General features: G+C 69.7%; 19 protein-coding genes, 1 tRNA gene and 1 pseudogene. 7 read left to right on the top strand and 14 right to left on the bottom strand.

The features are described from left to right. Positions 1-117: 117 nt before the first annotated feature. From ACFVHI_RS30035 to ACFVHI_RS30025, 3 genes are all read right to left on the bottom strand, one after another. Positions 118-1,233: a hypothetical protein gene (locus tag ACFVHI_RS30035; protein WP_380344691.1), complete on the bottom strand. Its 1,116-nt coding sequence runs from the start codon at positions 1,231-1,233 to the stop codon at positions 118-120. Between the two features lie 373 nt (positions 1,234-1,606). After that, positions 1,607-3,358 (bottom strand): FAD-dependent oxidoreductase, encoded by a 1,752-nt coding sequence (locus tag ACFVHI_RS30030; protein ID WP_380344689.1) that lies wholly within the window; start codon positions 3,356-3,358, stop codon positions 1,607-1,609. A gap of 66 nt (positions 3,359-3,424) precedes the next feature. Next, positions 3,425-4,354 (bottom strand): diiron oxygenase, encoded by a 930-nt coding sequence (locus tag ACFVHI_RS30025; RefSeq protein WP_380344686.1) that lies wholly within the window; start codon positions 4,352-4,354, stop codon positions 3,425-3,427. Positions 4,355-4,558: 204 nt separating this feature from the next. On the opposite strand from ACFVHI_RS30025, the gene ACFVHI_RS30020 reads away from it, so the two are divergent. After that, positions 4,559-5,254, top strand: coding sequence for a tyrosine-protein phosphatase (locus tag ACFVHI_RS30020; RefSeq protein ID WP_380344683.1), 696 nt, complete (start codon positions 4,559-4,561; stop codon positions 5,252-5,254). 95 nt (positions 5,255-5,349) lie between these two features. Here ACFVHI_RS30020 and ACFVHI_RS30015 read toward each other — a convergent pair whose 3' ends face one another. After that, positions 5,350-6,402, bottom strand: a complete 1,053-nt coding sequence (locus tag ACFVHI_RS30015; RefSeq protein ID WP_380344680.1) for an alpha/beta hydrolase — start codon at positions 6,400-6,402, stop codon at positions 5,350-5,352. A gap of 453 nt (positions 6,403-6,855) precedes the next feature. Continuing rightward, entirely contained in the window at positions 6,856-7,914 is a 1,059-nt protein-coding gene (locus tag ACFVHI_RS30010) for an RNA ligase family protein (RefSeq protein WP_380344678.1), read from the bottom strand. Between the two features lie 254 nt (positions 7,915-8,168). Here ACFVHI_RS30010 and ACFVHI_RS30005 point away from each other — a divergent pair, with 254 nt between their 5' ends. Continuing rightward, a complete protein-coding gene (locus tag ACFVHI_RS30005) occupies positions 8,169-10,358 on the top strand; it encodes a polymorphic toxin-type HINT domain-containing protein (protein ID WP_380344675.1) in 2,190 nt (729 codons plus the stop codon). Further along, on the top strand, positions 10,340-10,678 hold the full coding sequence (locus ACFVHI_RS30000; RefSeq protein WP_380344672.1) for a hypothetical protein: 339 nt from the start codon (positions 10,340-10,342) through the stop codon (positions 10,676-10,678). Before ACFVHI_RS30005 ends, ACFVHI_RS30000 begins: the two co-directional genes overlap by 19 nt. Before the next feature lie 97 nt (positions 10,679-10,775). Here the strand turns inward: ACFVHI_RS30000 and ACFVHI_RS29995 are convergent. After that, a pseudogene (locus ACFVHI_RS29995) lies at positions 10,776-11,666 on the bottom strand (tyrosine-type recombinase/integrase); the annotation flags it as partial. A gap of 412 nt (positions 11,667-12,078) precedes the next feature. Between ACFVHI_RS29995 and ACFVHI_RS29990 the strand changes: the two are divergent. The 3 genes from ACFVHI_RS29990 (at position 12,079) to ACFVHI_RS29980 (ending at position 14,236) form a co-directional block, all read left to right on the top strand. Beyond that, a complete protein-coding gene (locus ACFVHI_RS29990; protein WP_380344669.1) occupies positions 12,079-13,260 on the top strand; it encodes an alpha/beta hydrolase family protein in 1,182 nt (393 codons plus the stop codon). Positions 13,261-13,450: 190 nt separating this feature from the next. Further along, on the top strand, positions 13,451-13,741 hold the full coding sequence (locus ACFVHI_RS29985) for a hypothetical protein (RefSeq protein WP_063349432.1): 291 nt from the start codon (positions 13,451-13,453) through the stop codon (positions 13,739-13,741). 180 nt (positions 13,742-13,921) lie between these two features. After that, complete coding sequence (locus ACFVHI_RS29980) at positions 13,922-14,236, top strand: hypothetical protein (RefSeq protein ID WP_380344666.1); 315 nt, start codon at positions 13,922-13,924, stop codon at positions 14,234-14,236. 186 nt (positions 14,237-14,422) lie between these two features. Here the strand turns inward: ACFVHI_RS29980 and ACFVHI_RS29975 are convergent, their stop codons facing one another. Further along, a complete protein-coding gene (locus ACFVHI_RS29975; RefSeq protein WP_380344663.1) occupies positions 14,423-15,475 on the bottom strand; it encodes an alpha/beta hydrolase in 1,053 nt (350 codons plus the stop codon). A 114-nt stretch (positions 15,476-15,589) separates the two neighbouring features. Between ACFVHI_RS29975 and ACFVHI_RS29970 the strand changes: the two genes are divergently transcribed. After that, positions 15,590-16,201: a TetR/AcrR family transcriptional regulator gene (locus ACFVHI_RS29970; protein ID WP_380344660.1), complete on the top strand. Its 612-nt coding sequence runs from the start codon at positions 15,590-15,592 to the stop codon at positions 16,199-16,201. 39 nt (positions 16,202-16,240) lie between these two features. Here the strand turns inward: ACFVHI_RS29970 and ACFVHI_RS29965 are convergent, their stop codons facing one another. From ACFVHI_RS29965 to ACFVHI_RS29935, 7 genes are all read right to left on the bottom strand, one after another. Continuing rightward, complete coding sequence (locus ACFVHI_RS29965; RefSeq protein WP_380344657.1) at positions 16,241-16,915, bottom strand: hypothetical protein; 675 nt, start codon at positions 16,913-16,915, stop codon at positions 16,241-16,243. Positions 16,916-17,325: 410 nt separating this feature from the next. After that, positions 17,326-17,409 (bottom strand) — tRNA-Leu (locus ACFVHI_RS29960). Positions 17,410-17,470: 61 nt separating this feature from the next. Next, a complete protein-coding gene (locus ACFVHI_RS29955; protein WP_380344654.1) occupies positions 17,471-18,799 on the bottom strand; it encodes a hypothetical protein in 1,329 nt (442 codons plus the stop codon). A 132-nt stretch (positions 18,800-18,931) separates the two neighbouring features. Beyond that, positions 18,932-19,183, bottom strand: a complete 252-nt coding sequence (locus ACFVHI_RS29950; RefSeq protein ID WP_380344651.1) for a DUF397 domain-containing protein — start codon at positions 19,181-19,183, stop codon at positions 18,932-18,934. Positions 19,184-19,202: 19 nt separating this feature from the next. Continuing rightward, the gene (locus ACFVHI_RS29945; protein WP_380344648.1) at positions 19,203-19,451 is read right to left on the bottom strand and encodes a DUF397 domain-containing protein; all 249 of its coding nucleotides are present in this window, start codon (positions 19,449-19,451) and stop codon (positions 19,203-19,205) included. Between the two features lie 21 nt (positions 19,452-19,472). Then, on the bottom strand, positions 19,473-19,610 hold the full coding sequence (locus tag ACFVHI_RS29940; RefSeq protein ID WP_380344718.1) for a DUF397 domain-containing protein: 138 nt from the start codon (positions 19,608-19,610) through the stop codon (positions 19,473-19,475). After that, positions 19,567-20,514: a Scr1 family TA system antitoxin-like transcriptional regulator gene (locus ACFVHI_RS29935; protein ID WP_380344645.1), complete on the bottom strand. Its 948-nt coding sequence runs from the start codon at positions 20,512-20,514 to the stop codon at positions 19,567-19,569. The genes ACFVHI_RS29940 and ACFVHI_RS29935 overlap by 44 nt, the downstream gene beginning before the upstream one ends. Positions 20,515-20,739 lie beyond the last annotated feature (225 nt).

Here is a 20,739-nt window from a genome sequence, read left to right as displayed (position 1 = left end):
GCTGCCTCCCCCCCCCCCCGCCCCCCCGCGGGGTGGTCCACACCCACCCGCGGGGGGGGTGCGGGCGGGCGGCCGCCCGGGATCCACCGGAGTGGGCCGCCGACGAGGACCGGCCGACTACGCCCGGCCGAGGACGTCGTCCACGAGCTCCAGCCACAGGTCGAGTTCAGGCGCCGCGAGCTTGAAGATGTGCTTCGAGCCGCGCAGCTGCTCGTAGGAGGCGACCAGCTGGTGGGCGACCCGCTCGGTCTCGGCCGGTAGGACCCCGTGGATCAGGTCGGTCCAGCGCGGCGCGTTCCTGCCGCCGTCGTAGAGCTTCTCCAGCGGAAGGACCCGGCAGGCCGTCCAGGTCACCAGCTCAGGCGCGTACTCCAACAGCTTGTAGCAGCCTGTGTTATGACGCTTTCGGATGCGGGCGACGGCCTTCTGCGTCTCGCGCCTGGCCTCCACCGCGACCTGGACGCTGGTCGCCCGCAGGTGCTCGTGCACGATGCTCCGGTAGGGGGCGCCGGTGATGTCCGACCAGAGCGCGTCCAGGCCTTCAGTGGTGTGGAGTTGATGGCTCAGATAAGGGCGCGGCGCGGCCGACAGCGCCGCGAGCGACCGGAACACGTCCGCGGGCGTGAATCCCACCGGGTGCGGCCCGGCCACGATGCCTCGCCGGGGATCGAAGTAGCTCCCTTCCGCCCGGAACTCGGCCTGCACCGCGAGCAGGTGCGGACAACGGGCGAGGTTGTCCTGCGGCACGGCGAAGTTGACGTAGCGATCGGTCTGGTCGCAGAACTCGCGGACCCGGTGGCGGCCGTCGCCGGTCACGACGATGACCGACAGGACGGCCTTGGCCAGGTCCGCGGGCGGCAGTTCGCGGGAGATGTGGGCGATCGTGACGAGTCGCTGGAACCCGTCGAAGCACTGCACCCCCGCCAGCCCGAGCCGCCCCGCCCCGGCCGCTCGGTCCGGCTCCCAGTGCAGGCTCTGCGCACCGAGGATGATGGGGCCGGCCAGCCCGAACTCCTCCGGCCGTTCGCGCAGCAGGGTTGCGAGGGCCTGGTTCCCCGGACTGTCCGCCAAGTAGCCGCGTCGGCTTCCGAGCACGACGGCCGCATCGGGCATGGCGGCCAGGCCCGCCAGCTCGGTCGCGCTGATCTGGGTGAACCACCGGTTGCCGAACGTCGTGGCATGAAGCGCCCTGAGGATGTGGCGGTCGGGAACCCAGCCGGTCTCTGCCGCCAACGAGAGTCCTCGCCAAGCACCGAGCGGTGCGGCATTGTTGTCCATGCCCGGTTCAACGTCGTAGCGGCGACCAGGTTGCGGCGCAGAACACCCCCGTGCGGGAGAGTTTCGATCGAGTCGGACCGCGCCGGTTCGGCGACCCGGCGAGGTGGCTCAACCTCCGTTCCACGATTCCACGATTCCACGATGCACGCCGTCGGCCGGGGGCCTTTTTTGCTCCCGGGGAAATATGTAGACCGGTCTACATTCGGCTGCTCGATGGAGCCCGCGCACAGGAAGTCAGCCTGTCCGACTTCCTGTGCGCAACCGGTTCAGATTAAGTAGACCGACCGACATATTCTTTCGCGCCGACCAGCATCAACCCGCTGCCCGTCTACCGTCGGCGGGCAGCCGCCAGCAGCTCGGGGACGGTGGCGAGCTTGACGCGGGGGCGGCCCTCGGCCTCGCCCCGGGCGCGCTCCGCCCGCTCCACGGCCCGCAGTCCCTTGAGCCCGACGGCGTCCGGGCGACGGTGGCGGACGAGGCGGTCGAAGTCCGTGCGGCTCGCCGCCGGGGCGGCCAGCGCGCGGGCCGCCGCGTCGTCCAGGAGCGCGCCCACGGTCTCGCGGGCGCACGCCCGGTTGGCGCCGATCCCCCCGGACGGCCCGCGCTTGGCCCACCCCACCACGTACGCCCCGGGCAGCGGCCGCCCCGTCGCCGGGTCCACGACCCGCCCGCCCCGGTGCGCGACCGTCGCCGTCTGCTCGTCGAAGGGCAGCCCGGGCACCGGTACGCCCCGGTGCCCTATGGAGCGCACCACCAGACCGGCCAGCAGCGTGTCCATCTCCCCGGTCGGTTCGGCTGCCCGGCCGCCCGCGAGGGTGGTCCGGGCGACGGTCAGGCCCGTCACCCGCCCGACCCCGGTAGACGCGCCGGGCTCGCCGGGTTCACCGGGTTCACCGGGTTCACCGGGCGGGGTGAACCCGGTGAGCGCGGTCGGCGCGGACAGGAAGCGCAGCACGATCCGCCGGCCCGGCGCCGGCTCGGCGCCCCCGTCGAACGCCACCAGCGGCAGCCCGGCGAGCAGCGCGGCCCGCGCGTCCGACGCGGTCGGCGCAGCGATCGTCCCGGCCGCCTCCTCGATCACCGCCCGCACCTCCGGGTGGTCCTCGACCACCACCTCGACGCCCGGCAGTTGCCGCAGCGCCAGGAACTCCGCCTTGGTCCAGGCCGCTTGGGCGGGCCCGCGCCGGGCGAGCAGCACGACTTCCCGTACCCGGCTGCGGCGCAGTGCGGCGAGGGCGTGGTCGGCGATGTCGGTGGTGGCGAGCCGGTCTGGGTCGGTGAGCAGGATGCGCGCGATGTCGACGGCGACGTTGCCGTTGCCGATGACGACCACCCGGTCGGCGCCGGGCCCGGACAGCTCCACCGCGTCGGCGGGCACGGTCGGTTGGGCGTTGTACCAGCCGACGAAGGTGGTCGCGGGCAGGCTGCCCGGCAGGTCCTCGCCGGGGATGCCGAGCCGCCGGTCGGCGGCCGCGCCGACGGCGTACACGACGGCGTGGTGGTGGGCGGCGAGTTCCTCGTGGGTGAGGTCGGTACCGATGTCCACGTTGAGGTGCATCCGCAGCCGGGGGTCGTGGAAGACGCCGGCGAAGCTGTCCGCGATGCGTTTGGTGGACTGGTGGTCGGGCGCGACCCCGTGCCGCAGCAGGCCGCCGGTGACGGGCAGCCGGTCGATCATGGTGATCTCGGCGCCGGTGCTGCGCAGCAGTTCCTGCGCGGTGTACCCGGCGGACGGGCCGGTGCCGACGATGGCGACGCGCAGCGTGCCGAGCCCGTCGGGCAGGCTGCGCGGGAAGGTCGGCGCGCCCCAGGCGTGGTCGTTGGGGTGATCGCGGTACCAGTCCCGGTTGAGGTCGCCGAACACGGCGTCGGGCCCGCGCAGCCGGTCGACGGGGAACACCGCGTCCACCGGGCAGGCGTCCGCGCAGGCGCCGCAGTCGATGCAGGCCGCCGGGTCGATGTACAGCATGTCGGTGGTGCCGAACTCCGGTTCGTCCGGGGTCGGGTGGATGCAGTTGACCGGGCAGACGGACACGCACGAGGCGTCGTTGCAGCAGGTCCGGGTGATCGCGTAGGCCATGGCCGGGGTGGGGTCCCTCGCTACAGGTGGTGAAGTGCGGGAGTCGGAGCCTTTTTTGACGTGCAGTCACAACATGTGGATGCGCCGGTAGATGGCGGCCGAGCGGCTGGTGAGCAGTCCGGTCTCGGCGAGGAACGCGATCAGGTGCCGGGAGCTGGTGCGCATCATCGCCTTGCGGTGCTCGTTGGCCCGCACTTCGGCGATCGCCCGCTGGGTGTCGAGCCCGGCGGCCCGGTAGACCCCGGGGTGCACCATGCTGGAGACGATGACGTACGCGCCGACGGCGATGCCGGTGGCCGAGGCGCGGCGGCGGGCGGGGCCGGCGTGGCGCACCCGTTCGCGGATCTCCTGCCGGGCGAACTTCATGTGCCGCGACTCCTCGACCACATGGATCCGGGAGGTGCCGCGGACGATCTCCAGGACGTTCTCGCCGCGCATCCAGTCGCGCTGCATGACGTCGAGCACCTCTTCGGCCACCAGGATGCCGCCGTAGGCGAGTTCACCCTTCGCCAGGGCCTTGAACGCGCGCCCGGCCTGGGCGATGACCTTGTTCGGCCGGTACGCGGGGACGCCCATCTTCTCGCAGGCGCGGGCGAACATGATCGAGTGGCGGCACTCGTCGGCGATCTCGGTGAGCGCGAACTGGAACTCGGCGTTGGCGGGGTCCTTCAGGTACTGATCGCGCAGCACCATCTGCTGGAGGATCATCTCGAACCATATCCCGGTGTTCATGATCGAGCAGACCTCGTGCCGGGTGAGGGTGACCCGCTGCTGCTCGGTCATCTCGCCCCACAGCCGGGTGCCGTAGAGGGTGCTCCACTCCGGGTTGAGGCCGTAGTGGTCGGCTGGGAGGGGCGCGTCCCAGTCGATCTCGGTCGAGGGGTCGCAGGAGAGGGTCGCGGCGGACTCCAGCAGCCGCTTCGAGACGTCGTCGTCGGCTGCGGTGTGCCCGTGCGCACTCGCCGCCCGCCCTGCCGCCGCGTTGGTGAGAGCCATGGCTGCCTCCAGATGCCTGCCCCTACGGGTGCCCGCTCACCCGCTTATTAGACGGACAGTACAATAAGAGCCCGCCGCCGAGAACCCCCTGCGCAGCACCGGGCGGGCGCACGACCACAACTCCCGCGCCCCTTCTCGCCCGTGACCTCCCCCAGCCGCCCCCTCCGCCCTCTCCGGTTCCTCCGCCCCCGGATACAGTGAGGCGTGATCACCGACCACCCCGGGGCAGGGCCGGAGCGCGTCGCCCCCACCGGCGTACGGAACTTCCGCGACGCCGGCGGCGTCGGCTCCCTGCCGCACGGCGTGCTGTACCGCTCCGCCGCCCTGCACGGCCTACACGGCCTCGCGGCGGAGGGTGCGGACACGCTGCGGCGCCTCGGCCTGCGGACGGTCGTCGACCTGCGCAGCAACCCGGAGGTGGCGGAGCGCCCGGACGCCGTCGACCTCGTCGACGCCCGCTACCTGCACGCACCGGTCTTCAGCGAACGACGCTGGCCCGCCGACCAGTTGGAGCTGTACCCACTGATGGCCGAGCGCGCCGGCGCGGCGTCGGTGGCCGTTCTGCGCCGACTGCTCGCCGGTGGGGGCGAGGCCGCGCCGGTCCTGGTCCACTGCGCCTCGGGCAAGGACCGCACGGGAGTCGTCGTCGCCGTCCTGCAGACGCTGCTGGGCGCCTCCGAGGCGGAGGTCCTCCAGGACTTCCTGCGCTCGAACGACGAACTGGGCCTGACCAACCAGCCACCGGCCGGGGCCGCGCACAACGCCCTGCCCGTACGCGAGGTGCATCTGCGGCGCGCGCTGCTGTCGATCCGGAGTCACCACGGATCGGTGGCGGAGTATCTCCTCGCGCACGGCGCGCAGGCGTCGGAGCTCGCCGCGGCACGGTGGATCCCGGCCTGAACGAGCAGGCGGGCAGGGGCCGTTGAGTCCTCCGAACGAGCCCCCGCCCGGTGCTGCGCCGAGCGCCTCCGATCCGTACCGCCCCTGGTTGCGCGCTACGCGGCGCCCAGCGCCTGCCGCAGCGCCTCGGCCGCCTCCGCCGTCGCCTCCCGGAAGCGGCGGCCGATGCCGAGGTAACTGGCGTAGCCGTGGATGAGGTCCGGCTGCCGGCTCAGGCGCACCGTCACCCCGGCCGCCTTCAGCGCCTCGGCGTAGGCCTCGCCCTCGTCCCGCAGCGGGTCGAAGCCCGCGGTGCCGACGTACGTGGGCGGAAGCCCGGACAGGTCGGCGGCGAGCAGAGGCGACAGGCGCGGGTCCGTCCGGTCGGCCGGCGCGGGCGCGTAGCGGTCCAGGAACCAGTCCATGTCCGCGCTGGTCAGGAAGAAACCGTCGGCGAACAGGTCGCGCGAGGGCCGCCGGACGGAGGCGTCGACCGCCGGGTACAGCAGCAACTGGAACACCGGCGCCGGACCGCCCCGCCGCACCGCCGCCTGTGCGGTGACGGCCGCCAGGTTCCCGCCCGCGCTGTCGCCGCCGATCGCGATCCGCTCCGGATCCGCGCCCAGGTCGGCCGCCTTGGCGTACGCGAAGTCGAACGCGGCCAGCGCGTCGTCCGCAGCCGCCGGGAACGCGTGCTCGGGCGCGCGCCGGTACTCCACCGACAGCACCCGCACCTGCGCCCGCTGCGCCAGGAACCGCACCACGTGGTCGTGGCTGGCCCGACTGCCGACCACCCAGCCCCCGCCGTGCAGGTACACCAGCAGCCCGGAGCCCGCCGCCAGCCCGCCCGGCGTGTACAGCGTGGCCGCCAACTCGCCGTACTCCTGCGGGATTCCGACGCTCCGGACGGCGACCGGCTGGATCGTCGCCCCGCCCACCAGGTACCGCGCGTGCTCCATCGCCTCCCGCGACGACCCGACCCCGGCGGGCAGCACCAGGGCCGCCTTCGACAGGCGCTGCAACTTGAGGATCAACTGCGCGTCCAGCGAGAGCACTTGACCGTCCCGCACCACCGGCGCGCCCGCGATCGCCCGCCGCAGCCCCTCCGGCAGCGCGTACGCGCCCCGGACGACCGCGGCCTGGATCCGGACAGGGAAGGGAATCGTCATCTCTGCTGCCTCCTGGAGCCTCACCCGGAGCCCTCGACCGGGGACTCGGACCGGGAGCCCATGATGGGCCCGACCCACCCCAGGCGGAAGCCCCCCTCGACGCCCCCTTCACCCACCCTCGACCGCCGACGCACCCGCTGGCAAGAAATATGTAGACCGGTCTACAGTTTCTCCATCGCCCACTTGCACCGCCCCCATCCGCACGGGAAGTCGGCCAGACCGACTTCCTGTGCGCGCACCACCCGGATGACGGCAAGGAATCAGTAGACCGACCGACATATTTTTCCCGAACGCCCCTCCCACCCCCACGCCCCGCCCACCCTTGCGCTGTCACCCTTCGGTCGGAGTCGGCGACGGGCCCTCGACATGGGCGGGCGACTTTCTTCAGGAATCTTTCCGCGCCCGATCGACCCGACCGGCCTGACCAGCCCGACCAGTCAGCCCGTCAGCCCGTCAGCCGGGCCGGCTCGTCGGCGAGCGCCGGTCCTCGGCGTCGAACGCCAGCAGGGAGAGCGCTCCGGGTCCGAGGGCGGCTTCCAGCGCGCGCAGGACGTCACCGTCCAATCCCCCCACCGCCTCGGCGAGTTCCTCCGACACGTCCCGGGTGAGCTCCGCCGCCACGACGTCCTCGGGCGCGCGCGGACCGAGCTTGCTGACGGCGGCTGCCGCCCGGGCAGGGGTGAGGAGTGCCGCAGCCTGGACCAGGAGCCAGGCGGGGACCCCGGCCGCGCCCTGCGGCGGCGGCAGGTACGGGCGGGCGCCGTCGTAGCGCTCGTCCTCGGCGAAGGCCTGCTGCTTCACCTTCACCACCGGACGCGCGCCGACCGCCTCGGGGCCCGTCTCCCGCCAGGTGCCGGCGGGTTTGAGGACGTAGCCCTCGGCGAGGTTGTCGGCGAGTTCGGGGAGCCCGAGGAACGCGGGGACCAGGGTGGGGAAGGCGGCCGGCAGTTCCTGGAGCACGGTGAGCGCACCACGCCCGATCAAGGGGACGCAGGCGAGGCCGGCGGTGGCCGCGGCGTCACGCAGGTCGCGGTCGGAGATCCAGGACCGGCCCTCGGCGGTGTCGACGGTGGCGTCGAAGAGCAGCCACTCCAGCCCCGGCGCGTACCAGACGCCGGTCTGCACGGGCTCGACTGCGGCGACGGCGGACACATCGGGGTGCGGGTAGCACCCGCCGGCCAGTTCACCGTAAACAGTCACCACAGCACCCGCGCTCCCACCTGCACCCCCTCCCGCCGCCTCACACACCGCCGAGGCGAACCGGGCGGCCGCCACCGCCAACGCCGGCCAGACCCGGCTGACGCCGAAGAAGCCGTCCAACTCGTCCTCGCCCAGGAGCTCCCGCCGCTTGGCCGGACGGACCGCACCCCCCTCGCAGACCACGGCGAAGTGCGCCCCGTGCACCTTCTCCACCGCGACCCACTCCCGATTCCCGGACGCGGAGAGCCGCCCCCTCCCCGAGATCTTGGGGTACGGCCGCAACGCGGAGCCTTCGAACCTGGTGTCAGCCACACCCGAAATCATCACCGCGAGCCCCACCCCCGAACAACGGAGTTTCACCTCCCACCAGCTACACCTACACCCAGTCCGGCCAGATCACCTCGGCCACCACCATCCAGGACGCCTCGGCGACCGACACCCAGTGCTTCACCTATGACCACCTCCGCCGACTGACCGGCGCCTGGACCGACACCGCGGGCACCTCCACCACCGCCGACTGGACCGACTCCTCAGGCGAGGTCCACGGCACCGGCAGCTCCACCACCGTGCCCGGCGTCGGCGGCTGCAACAACGCGAACGGCCCGGCCACCGTCAACCCCGGCGGACGGACCGTCGGCGGACCGGCGCCCTACTGGAACACCTACACCTACGACGCGACCGGCAACCGCACCGGCCTCGTCCAGCACGACATCACCGGCAACAGCCTCAACGACATCACCACGACCCAGACCTTCGGAGTCGCCAAGAGCACCAACTCCCCGACCAACGCCCCCAACACCGGCGGCGGAACCGGCGGGCCCCACGCCCTGCTCACCTCCACCACCAGCGGGCCGACAGGTACCAAGGCCGTCAGCTACCAGTACGACGCCAAGGGCAACACCACCGCCATCACGGACACCGGCGGTACCACCACCCTGGCCTGGAACGGCGAGGACAAGCTCGACTCCGTCACCAAGACCGGCCAGGCCGGCGCCACCACCTACCTGTACGACGCCGACGGCAACCAGCTCATCCGCCGCAACCCCGGCAAGACCACGCTCAACCTGCCCACCGACGAGCTCACCCTCGACACGGCCAGCGGCTCCACGAGCAACGTCCGGTCCATCGCCGCCCCTGGCGGCCTGACCTACACGCGTGTCACCGCCGCCATCGGCGGAGGCACCGTCCTGATCCAGGCCGCCGACCCGCACGGCACCAGCGGCCTCCAGGTCAACACCAACGCGACCCAGACCGTCACCCGCCGCCCCACCGACCCGTTCGGCAACGCCCGCGGCACCCAACCCAGCGCCAACCAGTGGGCCGGCACCAAGGGCTTCGTCGGTGGCACAAAGGACGACACCACCGGACTCACCAATCTCGGCGCCCGCCAGTACGACACCGCTGCTGGCCGCTTCGTCAGCCCTGACCCCATACTCCTCCCTGGGGACCCCCAGCAATGGAACGGCTACGCCTACAGCAACAACAACCCAGTCAACCTTAGCGACCCCACTGGACTCGCGCCTTGCGCCGACGGCATCAAGGATTCCTGCGGAGGGGGCGGCTCCACCTGCCAAGGTCTCTTCTGTAACTCGCAGCCAAACGGGGGAAAACCCTGTTACTACGTACTCAAGAATCCCTGCGGAACCTCAGAATCCCAGGGAGATGGAGCAGCTGGCTCCGCATCTGATGTAGGCTGGGGATTCCTGACGGGAACCGTCAAATTTGTCGAAACTGTAGAAAATATCGTAAATCCAATCTGCTGGTTTGTCAACGACTGCAAGGGGGCCACGAAAAAGACCCAGGATTTCGCCAAGAAGAATGGGGCGAACACAAATTCATATCAATTTAAATCCGGGAAGCGGAGCGGCGAGGAAACGGCCGCAGGCGCCCTGGGGGCAGTCGGCGAAGCGGGTGCATCAGCAGAAGAAATGCTGGCCGCATCCTCGGCGAAATCGTCGCTTCGACGATTCATCCCTTGCAACAGCTTCGATTCCGGAACCCTCGTTCTCCTCGCTGACGGCTCGACTGAACCCATAGAGGACCTTAAGGTTGGCGACTCCGTTCTTGCGAGCGACCCGGCCACTGGTGAAACCTCGACTCGACCGATCACGGCGACAATCTCCGGGACCGGCCAAAAGAATCTGGTCAAGATAGCCGTTAACGGCAGCGATGAGAAGTCCACATCAGGACTTGTTACGGCAACCGATCACCATCCCTTCTGGGTGGAGAGCAAGGGCCGATGGGTCGATGCAGCCGACCTTCAGTCGGGTGACGCTCTCCACACTGATGACGGAAGCCACGTTCGGGTCGAATCCATCATCCAGTGGACCCAGGACGACACAGTTCACAACCTCACCGTTGCTGGCGTTCACACGTACTATGTACTCGCCGGAACCACGCCGGTATTGGTGCACAATAGTAATTGCGGAGACCTGGGGGTCAACTGGAAGCCTCAGAATGTTAAGAACCCGAGCTGCTGGTCGGGTTGCGAGGATGTAGCTAAGCAAATTCAGAAAAAGCTTGGCGGCGGGCAAATCTATCGCCTGTCGAATGTCATGAATCCGCCCGGCAAGGATAATTTGTACGGTATAGGCCCCTACATGGAGACCGAGCAGGGTTGGTTCACGCACGATGTTGTAGTGCGCGATGGAAGAGTCTATGACGGGTTCTCCGGTAGAACTGGAGTCCCGATGGATGAATTCAATGCCCGCTGGGGCTACGGGCATGACATCTTGAAATGGACGCCGATCCCATGAACCGATCTGAGCTGGTGGCCAACCTGCAGAAGTACCCGTCCATGTTCGGGCTCGATGGCTCGTACAGCATGTACGTGGCGTTCTTTAGAGGGTATGAGATCGGCGCTGACGCTGAATGGCTGAGAGGCTTTCGCGATTGGCTCGTCCGTGATCTAGGGTACGGGCAGAATCTCGGATGGGAATCTCTCATCATTCGAGCGGCTATGCCAGGACGATCTGATCACTGGCAGCTATTCGGGCCGCGCGATGAGGAGACGGAGCAGGCGCTGACCGAAACGCTCTTCCGGCGACTGGAAGAATTCGACCTAATGTTCCCGTAGTTCCATTCGGTATTTGAAGCGAGAATTACCCAGAAGCCCCGCTGGGGTTTTTCGGCGGGGCTTCTGGGCGTCTTGACGGCAGTAGTTGACGGCAACGTCAGCGGACAGGTGCTGCACAAAGTGGTAGTTCGTCGCCGTCGTCGGGTCGGGAGGCAGGGTCGCGGAGGGCGTTGCCGAGGAGGTCGATGGCGTCGCGCTGGAGGCGGAGTCGGACGTGGGCGTACACCGTCGCGGTCACGCCGATGTAGGCATGGCCCAACAGTTCCTTGATGACGACGAGTTCGACGCCCTGTTCCAGGAGAAGGGTCGCTGCCGAGTGCCGGAGGTCGTGGAAGCGGATGCGGCGGAGCTTGGCTTGGCGGAGCAAGGCGGTGAAGTGTCGGGAGGGGGTGGCTCCCTCGATCGGGGCTCCGTCGGGCCGGGTGAAGCGGTAGCCGCTGTGATTCCAGCCCGCGCCCGCGGCTTCGCGTTCCTGGCGCTGCTGTTCGCGGTGCTGTGCGAGTGAGCGTAGGCACGGTGTGGGCAGCGCGATGCGCCGCTCGGAGCTCTGAGTCTTGGTCGGCAGGGCGATCAGGCCACCGGAGTTAGAGGGTTCGGCGGGTGCTGGCAGTGCCATCTGCGAGGTCGAGGTCTTCCCAGCGCAGGCCGAGGCGTTCCCCCTTCCGCAGGCCGGTATGCAGGGCGAACTCGAACAGCGCGTGGAGACGGTGGCCCTGGGCGGCGGCGAGGAGCGTGCGGGCCTCGTTGGCGGTGAGGGGTTCGGAGCGGCGGGGTCGAGGTGTGCCGGTACAGACGTTGCGGGCGACGTTGCGCGGTATCTCTTCCTCCAGACGGCATGTTCCAGGGCGAACTTGAGTACGGAGTGGCTGCAGGCGAGGGTCAGCTGGGAGAGCCGCTTGCCGCAGCACGTACCGGCGGCGCAGCAGCGAGGCTAGTTGCGGGCGGCGTCGAAGCCACGGGCGCAGTACTGGCAGGTAGTGCGGAACCGGCCCTCGCGAGATGGGTGCAATCCAGGGTCACGGTCCAGCAGTCAGCTCGGGCGATGTGTCCTCGGACGGCGAGGGGAGGACATCGCACTGTCGTATGGATGTTCCTCGAACCGAAGATCGGTGATCCCGGGCGGGGTTCAGGGTTCGTGTGTCTACAGCATCGGAGGAACCGCCAGCAGGCGCCGGAGTCGGAGGCGCGGCCGGTGGGAGCTCCGATGCGCCGCAAGGCGGGAAGGGCCGCCGGGGCGCTCAACTCTGTGCAAAGGGGGGCGACTTGCGCAAGGGCGGGCGGGTGGAGGTGGGGGTGTCCGGGTGGGGGGCGTGGGCGGCGTGGCGGGTGCGACCTGGGGTGGAGGGGGTTACGTCGTGGGCAGGACGCGGTGGGGGTGGGGGCGGGCCTAGCGTGACGGTATGTCGACTAATTCTCGGTGGCGGACTGCTGCGCTGCTCGCCGTGCCCATTGCCGTCCTGATTTCGCTGGCCGGCCCGCAGGCCGCGCTGGCGGCTTCTCCGACGGCCGGAACGCTCTCGTTGAGTGCCGAGACGGAGGCGCCCCAGGTGCCCGCGCCGACGACGCGGCGGCCGGTCGGCGCGACGTCGGTGCACCTGGTGGACAAGACGCGGCACGACCCCTGGCGGGCGGACGCCGCCAGTCGCGAGCTGATGGCCACTCTCTGGTACCCGGCACAGCCCGCGCGCGGGGAGCACGGGGAGCAACTGCCGTACGTCTCGCCCGAGGTGTCGTCCGCGCTGTTCGGCACCCCGGCTGTCAGCGAGGTGCGGACGGGCGTGAAGGCCCGTACGGTGCCCGCGCCCGGGCGGCACCCGGTGGTGGTGCTCTCCCCCGGTTACGGCTACAGCCGCACCTCGCTCACCGCCCTCGCCGAGGACCTCGCGGCCCGGGGCTACGTGGTGGCCGCGCTGGACCACACGTACGAGACGGTCGTGCAGTTCCCCGACGGGCGGGTGGAGACCTGCCTGATCTGCGATCACGTGGACGACCAGCGGGCGGCCGAGGTCACCCGCAGTCGGGCGAAGGACATCAGCTTCCTGATCGACCAGTTGACCGCGCCTGGGCCCGGGCTCGTCCGCGGACTGCAGGTCGACCGCTCCCGGATCGGCGCGGCCGGCCACTCGATCGGCGGCGCGAGCGCCGTCGAGGCGATGAGCGAGGACCGGCGGATCCGCGCCGCCGCCAACCTGGACGGCGACTTCTTCGCCCCGCTGCCGGCCGACGGCCTCGCCCGCCCGGTGCTGCTGCTCGGCGCCCAGCGGCACGCCGGCAGGCCCGCGACGGCCAACTGGGACGAGACCTGGCAGCACCTGACCGGCTGGAAGCGCTGGCTGGACCTGCCGGAGGCCGGCCACCTGTCGTTCTGCGACATGCACTGGCTGGTGGACTCCCTCGGTGTCCGCGACCAGCTGCCGCCCGACACCACCCCGGAGCAGTACGGCACCATCAAGGGCGACCGTGCGCTCGCCGCCACCCGGGCGTACCTCGGCGCGTTCTTCGACCGGCACCTGCTCAACCGCCCGAGCCGACTGCTGGACGGCCCCTCGGCGGCCTTCCCGGAGGTCCGCTTCGCCAAGTAGCAGGTGGTGATTGGCAAGCAGCGAGCGGCAGGTAAGGAGTGGCGAGTGGGCCGCCGACCGCACGGCGGCGGCCTGGGGCGCCCGATCAGGTGATTCGGCCCCCGCAGGGCTGTGACCTGCGGCGGATCGGGGCAGTCCTCCGGCGCAGCCGCCATCCGCGGCGGCTCCCCGGACACTCTGGAGTGACGACATGCGACGGATCAGCAAGGCGCTCGGCGCGGTGGCCCTGGCCGCGGCGGTGGCAGTGGCGGTGCCCGGCTCGGCCCAGGCGGCCACTGGTCAGCTGCGGGTCGGGTTCAAGACCTACAACAACCCCTCGGGCTGCTACCAGAGCGACATCTGGCCCCTCATCGTCGAGAACCTCACCGACAAGCCCGCCGACGTCCACGATCGGCCGGGCTGCGAGGGGCCCGTCATCGGTGTGGTGAACCCGGGCGAGACCAAGACGTTCGAGTTCGGCGCGAGCGTGAGAATCGCCTGACCCTCCGGACGGCGAAGAGGCCGGTCGATCCGACGTGATGTCGGGGCGGCCGGCCTCTTCGGTTCGCTGCCGTCGCCAGGGCACGCAACGGGATGACGTGTTCATGCGAATGGGTCGATACGCGGGTGGACTGCAAGGGAACTGTCTGCGGAGCCCCATCCCCATCAAGGAGGTTTCCTCATGAAACGACTGATCTTCGTCGCCGGCATGGCCACCGCCGTCCTGGGCCTGACCGGTGTCGGCGCCGCCGGTGCGGCCGACGGGAGCGCGCACGGCGTCCCCGGCAAGCGGGTCGGTGAAGTGATCCGGTGCAACGAAGTGAACGCCGACCTGCCGAACGTGATGGGCCGCGACTGCGACAGCACCACCTGGGGGCCGCTGAGCAACTTCACCCTCATCGACCGGGGTTCGGGCGGGGCGTACCAGTGCCAGAGCGGCTGGGCCGAGGGCGGCCTGTGGGTGAACGGGCAGGGCTGTCGCCCCATCCCCGCCTGATCGGCAGCCGGCTCCGGGTGTCGGTGCGATCGACACCCCTCCGCCGCTGTGGAACCAGAACGGCCGGTCGACTGTCGAGTCGACCGGCCGCTCCTGCGTGGCGAACCGACACAGTCCCAGACGAAGGAAGCCGTCCCGGACCTGAACCGACTGCCACGGTGAGCTCCCTACGGCAGGAGCGCCGGATCAGCCGGCCAGGGTGTCCTTCAGCCAAGGGGTGATCACGGCCATCGCCTCGCCGAAGCGCGAGATGGCGCAGTGGCCGGTGTCCGGGATCAGTTCTACCCGGGTGTCCCGGCGCCCCTCGAACACCAGGGTGTCGTCCAGTGGGACGTGGACGTCCTCAGTGCCGTTGACCACCAGCATCGGCCCGTTGGCGTCCTGGTCCAGCAGCGGACGCAGGTCGAATGCCGCGAAGGCCTTCTCCAGCTCGGCCCCGCTCGGCGCGGCGTCGAAGCCCAGGGCGTTGCCGACGATGCCGTCCATGCCGAAGGCGAAGCCGCGACCGGGAGCGAAGGAGCGCTCCACCGGGCCGCCGAGCACCACGGAGGCGTCCACCGCCCCCGTCAGTCCGGTCCGGGCGGAGTAGTAGCCGCCCATCGAGATGCCGAAGTGGCCGACCTTTCCGTTGCCGGCCGCGCGGGCGAAGGAGACCAGTCCGGCGATGACCTCGGCCCCGCCGTCCGGGGTCATCGGCAGGTGGGCGGTCTCGCCGGTGCCGGGGAGGTCGAACAGCAGCAGCCGCGCCGGGAGGGTGAACGCGAGCTGCTCCCACATGCCGTGCAGGTCGGTCTTCCAGGAGTCCACGCCGCCGCTGGCCAGCACGACCGGCGCGTCGGCGGGCAGGCCGGGGGCGGCCATCAGGTGGATCGGCAGGGTGGCGTCGCCGCCGCGGTACGGGACGGTGACCATGCGGCGCTCGAACTCCACCGGGAAGCCGGGGGCCGCGAGGACGTACTGCCCGACCTGGCGGGCGAGCGCGGTTCGCTTCGGGTCGTCGGCGAGCGAGGGGAACTTGGCCCAGCCGTACGCCTGCGCGGCCAGACGGTGGCGCCCGGCCTCGGCGTGCCGGGCGGCGAGGGCGGACCACTCGTACACCCAGCTGCCGGGCCGGTCGGGCCACATCTCGGTGACGGCGGCGCGGACGGCGTCCACCTCATCGGCGGGGAGGCCGAGGGTCATCTGCGGGTAACGCTCGACGAACAGGTCCTGCGGGTCCAGGGGCCAGGTGAAGGACATAGTGGTGCCTCCTGCTGCACTTAAAGCCGGGACGCTTGCATTAACGACTATGCGCCCGAGCGGCACCTAATGCAAGCGCTCTTGCGTTAATGTGGTGGCCGAGGTGATCGACACATGACCGAAGAAGAGCCGGAGCCAGCGCCGGATACGATCCGCCGCCGCCCGGGCGGCCGTGCCGCGCGCGTCCGCCAGGCCGTTCTGGCCGCCGCCGCGGAGGTGCTGGCCGAGGAGGGCATCGACCGGCTCAGCATCGCCGCGGTCGCGGCCCGCGCAGGGGTCAACGAGACCACGGTGTACCGGCGTTGGGGCAGCCGGGAGAAGCTCGTGCTGGACGCCATGCTCACCGGCAGCAACGAAGGCATCCCCGTCCCCGACACCGGAGCCGTCCGCACCGACCTGGCCGCCTTCGCCCGCGCGCTGGCCGAGTACCTCGCCACCCCGACCGGCCGCTCCGTCGCCCGGGCGGCCGCACTCAGCTCCGACGACCCCGACCTCGCCGAGGCCTGGCAGACCTTCTGGCAGTCCCGCCTCGACCAGGCCGGCGTCATCGTCAGCCGGGCCGTCGAACGCGGGGAACTCCCGACGGGCACCGACACGGCCCTGGCACTGGAACTGCTCTGCGCCCCACTCCAGACCCGCTGCCTGCTCGGTCACCGCCCGATCGAGCCGGATCTGCCGGAGCGCCTGACGGACATGGTGCTGAACGGCCTGCGAGGGACGACCTGAGAGGGAGGAGCCAGGGAACCGCCCCGCGGCAAGGTGGTGTCAGCGAGGAGTCTCCGTTGCTGCGGGAGGCATCAGGCAGGGGGTCTTGACCAGGAAGAGGAGAAGTCCTCCCTTCGTGGTCTCAACGGTGATCAGGTACCGGCTCGACGCCTGGGATGCGTCGAGGACTGTGTCCACCTTGCCGTTGGCGCTCTCCCGGTAGCCGTCGATCTTGAAGCCCTGCTGCTCAAGCATCGCGCGGACCTTGCGGATGGCTTCGGGGTGCTGTTCGAGCGGGGCGGAGCTGTGGACCGCGTACGACAGCTTGTACCGGCCGTCCTTGACGACCTCGTCGTTCCTGCCGACACAGTCGCTGAAGAGCGGCTCGACGCTGCCGGTGTCGAGGGTGATTCCAGCTGTCTGCGCCATGTACTCGGTCATGTGCTTGGCCCAGCCCTGGGCATCCTGGCGGGCCTTGACCGGGAGAGGATCGCTGGGGCCTGACGCGGACGCGCATCCTCCGAGGATCACGGGCAGGCAGGGCGCCAGCGCGGCAGCGCCCAGACGTCGGGCTCCGACACGGCGTGCGGCCACCGACCAACCCGTCAGCTGGCTGACAGCCGTGTGACTGGCAGTAGCGACTGCCTGACAAGGCTTCGCGAAGTCCTCGCCGATGGCCCGCGCCACACCTGCGGACTTGTACATCTCGCCCGGGTCAACCTTGAGATCGCCCACTGGCTCACCCCTCCCGACAACCTTCGGTCAGCAGGAAACCTATTTCGGTGATCAGCCGGTCTCTATCCGCATAGATACTCATCCGAAATCAGATGATTGGTCCTGTTCTGGCAAAACGAGGCCTTTGCGTCGCTTCTGTGGCTGCGCCGGCCTACGTCGTCCGCACCCAGTTCCGGCGCGTGCCGGCGCCGTGGACCGGTGCGATCTGGCGGCCGTCGGCGACCAACCGCCACGCCGCCGCCCAACCTGACGGCGCAAAACCAAGCTCTCGACATCCGGCCCCCACCGGCCGTCTCGAACAAGCGGCCTGAACAAACACGGGGACGGTCACTGGGCCCACAAGCGCCGAGACGGCGCCTCCGGACAACAGAACGGCCGGTCGACTGTTGAGTCGACCGGCCGTTCATATGTGCGCGAGGGGGGAGTTGAACCCCCACGCCCTTTCGGGCACTGGAACCTGAATCCAGCGCGTCTGCCTATTCCGCCACCCGCGCATCTGGGTGATGTGGAATAGCTTAGCCCATCCGCGGGGGTGCTCCGAACCAGGTGGGAGGGTCAGTAGCTGAGCTGCTCGACGATCCAGTCGACCAGCACGCGGGAGACGTGGCTGTGCTCGGTGTTGGCGTCGTCGAACTTCACGGCGTCCAGGTGGCCGTTCTCCAGGGCGGCGTCGGTGATCGCGGCGGCCGGGTCGACGTCCCACTTCGCCGGGTCGAAGTCCAGCGCCACCGCGCTGACGGCCGGTACGAAGGTGCCGCTGCGGTAGTCCTCGGAGATCTTCGCCTTGAGCGCGTCCGCGACCTTGCCGAAGGAGTCCAGGGTCCCGCCGGGCACGGCGTCCAGCGCCGGGACGTCGCTGGTGGTGCTGCGGCGCACGGCAAGGCCGAGGTGCATGCCGCCGATCCGCTGCTTGTCGCCCTTGTTCGGCTGGAAGCGGGCCGTGGCGCTGGCGATCAGCGCCTGCCAGTCGAAGGCCACCTCGCCCGCCGGCAACGGGAGACCGGCCCCGTCGCGGCGGCCATTGGAGACGCCGAGCTTGCGCGGGATCTGCGGGAAGTTGCCGACCCGCGCGAGATCGGCGAGGAACTCCTTGCGCAGGTCGCTGGAGGTGGCCACCGGGCCGGAGTACTTGGCGTTCTCGACCCACGCCCAGAGCAGCTGCTGAGCGGCGGGGCTGCGGATCAGGTCGGCCTGCTTGACGCCGTCCGGCCCGGCCGGGGTGTAGTCCTCGAAGAAGTACGCCATCTGCTGGAGGACGAGCGGGATCCAGGCGCCGTTGTGCGGCGAGTCGAAGGAGAGGTACGTCCCCGTCTGGTGGTCCATCCGCTCGGTCTCCAGCTTGGCGAGCGCGTAGCGGGTGATGATGCCGCCCATGCTCACCCCGCCGACGGTCAGCCGCTCGTCACCGATGCGCTCCGCGATGGACCGGAAGACGGCGTCGATCACGACCCCGGCGTTGGCCTGGATGTGGGTGTGCCGCTCGGTGAAGCCGATCAGCACGATGTCGTAGCCCCGGCTGAGCAGTTGGTCGAAGAGGCCCGGCCCACCGTCGGCGGCGGTGCTGAAGTAGGCGAACAGGCCGGGGAGGTCGCTCGGGCCGTAGTTGAAGCCGTCCGCGAAGAGGAAGGGCTTGCGCAGGCCGACCTTCGGGTTGGCGTAGTAGACCGCCGCCTGCCCGGTCGCCGTCTGCCCCTTGTACGGCGAGCCGGTCAGCTCCCACGTCACGTCGGCGTCGCGGCCGGCCCGCTCGCCCGACAGCGCGCTGGTGAACCAGGCGCCGGGCGAGATCGAGTTGGCGATCTCCGCCAACTCGGCCTTGGTGGGCTCCGCCTGACCCTCCTTGAGGGCCGTCAGGGCAACGTCGATACGGGGTTCTTGTGCCATGGAGGTACCGCCTCGGTCGATGCGAGCAGGTCATGTGCGCACAGTGATCGACCGTAGTGGCCTGGTTACTCAAGGCACCACCGACGCACCGGAACTGATCGAAATCGTTCGGGTGCGACAGGGGATGACCGGCTAGAGCCGGAGCTCGCCGGCCCGGACAGCGGCGATGAAGGAGTCCCAGGAGGCGGCGGGGAAGACGAGGGCCGGGCCGTCGGGATCCTTCGAGTCACGCACCGGGACGGCGTCGGGAAGGAAGCCGGGGGCCACCTCGATGCAGTTGCCGCCGTTGTCGCCGCTGTAGCTGCTCTTGCGCCAGGTGAGGGCAACCTCGATGCAATCGCCTCCGTTGCTGCCGCTATAGCTGCTCTTCCGCCAGGTCACCATCGCCAGCTCCTCGGAGGTCTTACGTCGGGAAGTCGCCCTCACAGACTGCCCGTACGAAGGCTTCCCAGGCGGCCGCAGGGAAAACGAGGACCGGGCCGCGCGGGTCCTTGGAGTCACGCACCGGGACGGCGTCGGGAAGGAAGCCGGGGGCCACCTCGATGCAGTTCCCGCCGTTGGTGCCGCTGTAGCTGCTCTTGCGCCAGGCGAGGGCGACCTCGATGCAATCGCCTCCGTTGCCGCCGCTGTAGCTGCTCTTTCGCCAGGTCAACACAGCTGCCTCCTTGGAGACTTACGCCGGAAAGTCGCCCTCACGGACGGCCGACACGAAGGCTTCCCAGGCGACGGCCGGGAAAACGAGGACCGGGCCGTGCGGGTCCTTGGAGTCACGTACGGGGACGAGGCCGGGGAATCCGGGGGCCGCCTCGATGCAGTCGCCGCCGTTGTTGCCGCTGTAGCTGCTCTTCCGCCAAGCGGTTACAGCGAGCTTGCTGCTCATCATCTTTGAAACCCTCCAGCACTTCGGCGATCAGCCGAAGCGACTCGCGCTCTGACAGACATTCACCACGGAGCTGATCGAAGCGGCGATGATGCTTGGACACACTGACGGAATCCTCGTCGAGATGCCCCCGATCGAGGCTCTCCGAGTAGACCAAGCGCTGCCCATCCGGCAGCTCCAGCAACACCATAGCCGTGTTGATGAAAGCCTGCCGACTCGAGAACAGCGCCACGTGAATGACGATGTTTGGAAGCTGAGCCACCCTCAGCAAGTGCTCCATCTGGCTTCTCATCACATCGGGCCCGCCGATGACCGTACGGATGGCGCTCTCATCGAGAATGACGATCAACAGCGGACCATTTGGCGCCAGAAAGCGACACTGTCGACTGAGTCGGGCCTTGGTCAGCTCCTCGATCTCCTCCGGATTTCCAGCTGCATAGCCAGTGGCGAAGAGTGCTCGCGCGTACTGCGAACACTGCAACAGCCCATGCACCACGCGATCCTGGTACACCCGCACCCCGACGGAGACGGCCTCCAGGTCCACGTGGTCCCAAAACCAGTCCGGGTGCTCGGTCGCCGCACCCCAGTCGACCCGGCCATACAGCCGCGTCAGCAGGTCGCCGGTGTTCAACAGCCGCTCGATCTCCTCTACTTCCTCGACCGACGGCTTCCGCTTCCCGCCCTCGGTCCGTGAGATCACCGTCCGGTCGCAGTGCAGGAGCTTGCTCAGCTCCTCCTGCGTGTAGCCCGCCGACTCGCGCGCGTAGCGGATCTCCGCACCGAACATGATCGCGGAGCTCGCCGTCGTCCCCCGCTTGACCTTCCGCTGTGTCATCGCTGCCCCCACTTGTGCGTCACACGTCCCACACGCCGATTTGGCGTCACCGTACCTCCGCAGCCCCGACCATTGACACCAGAAAGCAATCATTTGCATGCACAGCGTGATTGCGCACTACCCTCACGCTCCCCCATCCGCCCCCTTGAGGTGCCCCGCCATGCTCAAAATCCGTACCGCCCACCGCCCCCGCCCGTTCGCGGCCCGCCTGGACTCCCGCACCGA

Origin of the sequence: Kitasatospora sp. NPDC127121, from assembly GCF_042677305.1 — a bacterium.
GTDB lineage: Bacteria > Actinomycetota > Actinomycetes > Streptomycetales > Streptomycetaceae > Kitasatospora.
This window is presented reverse-complemented; position numbering and strand designations above follow the sequence as displayed.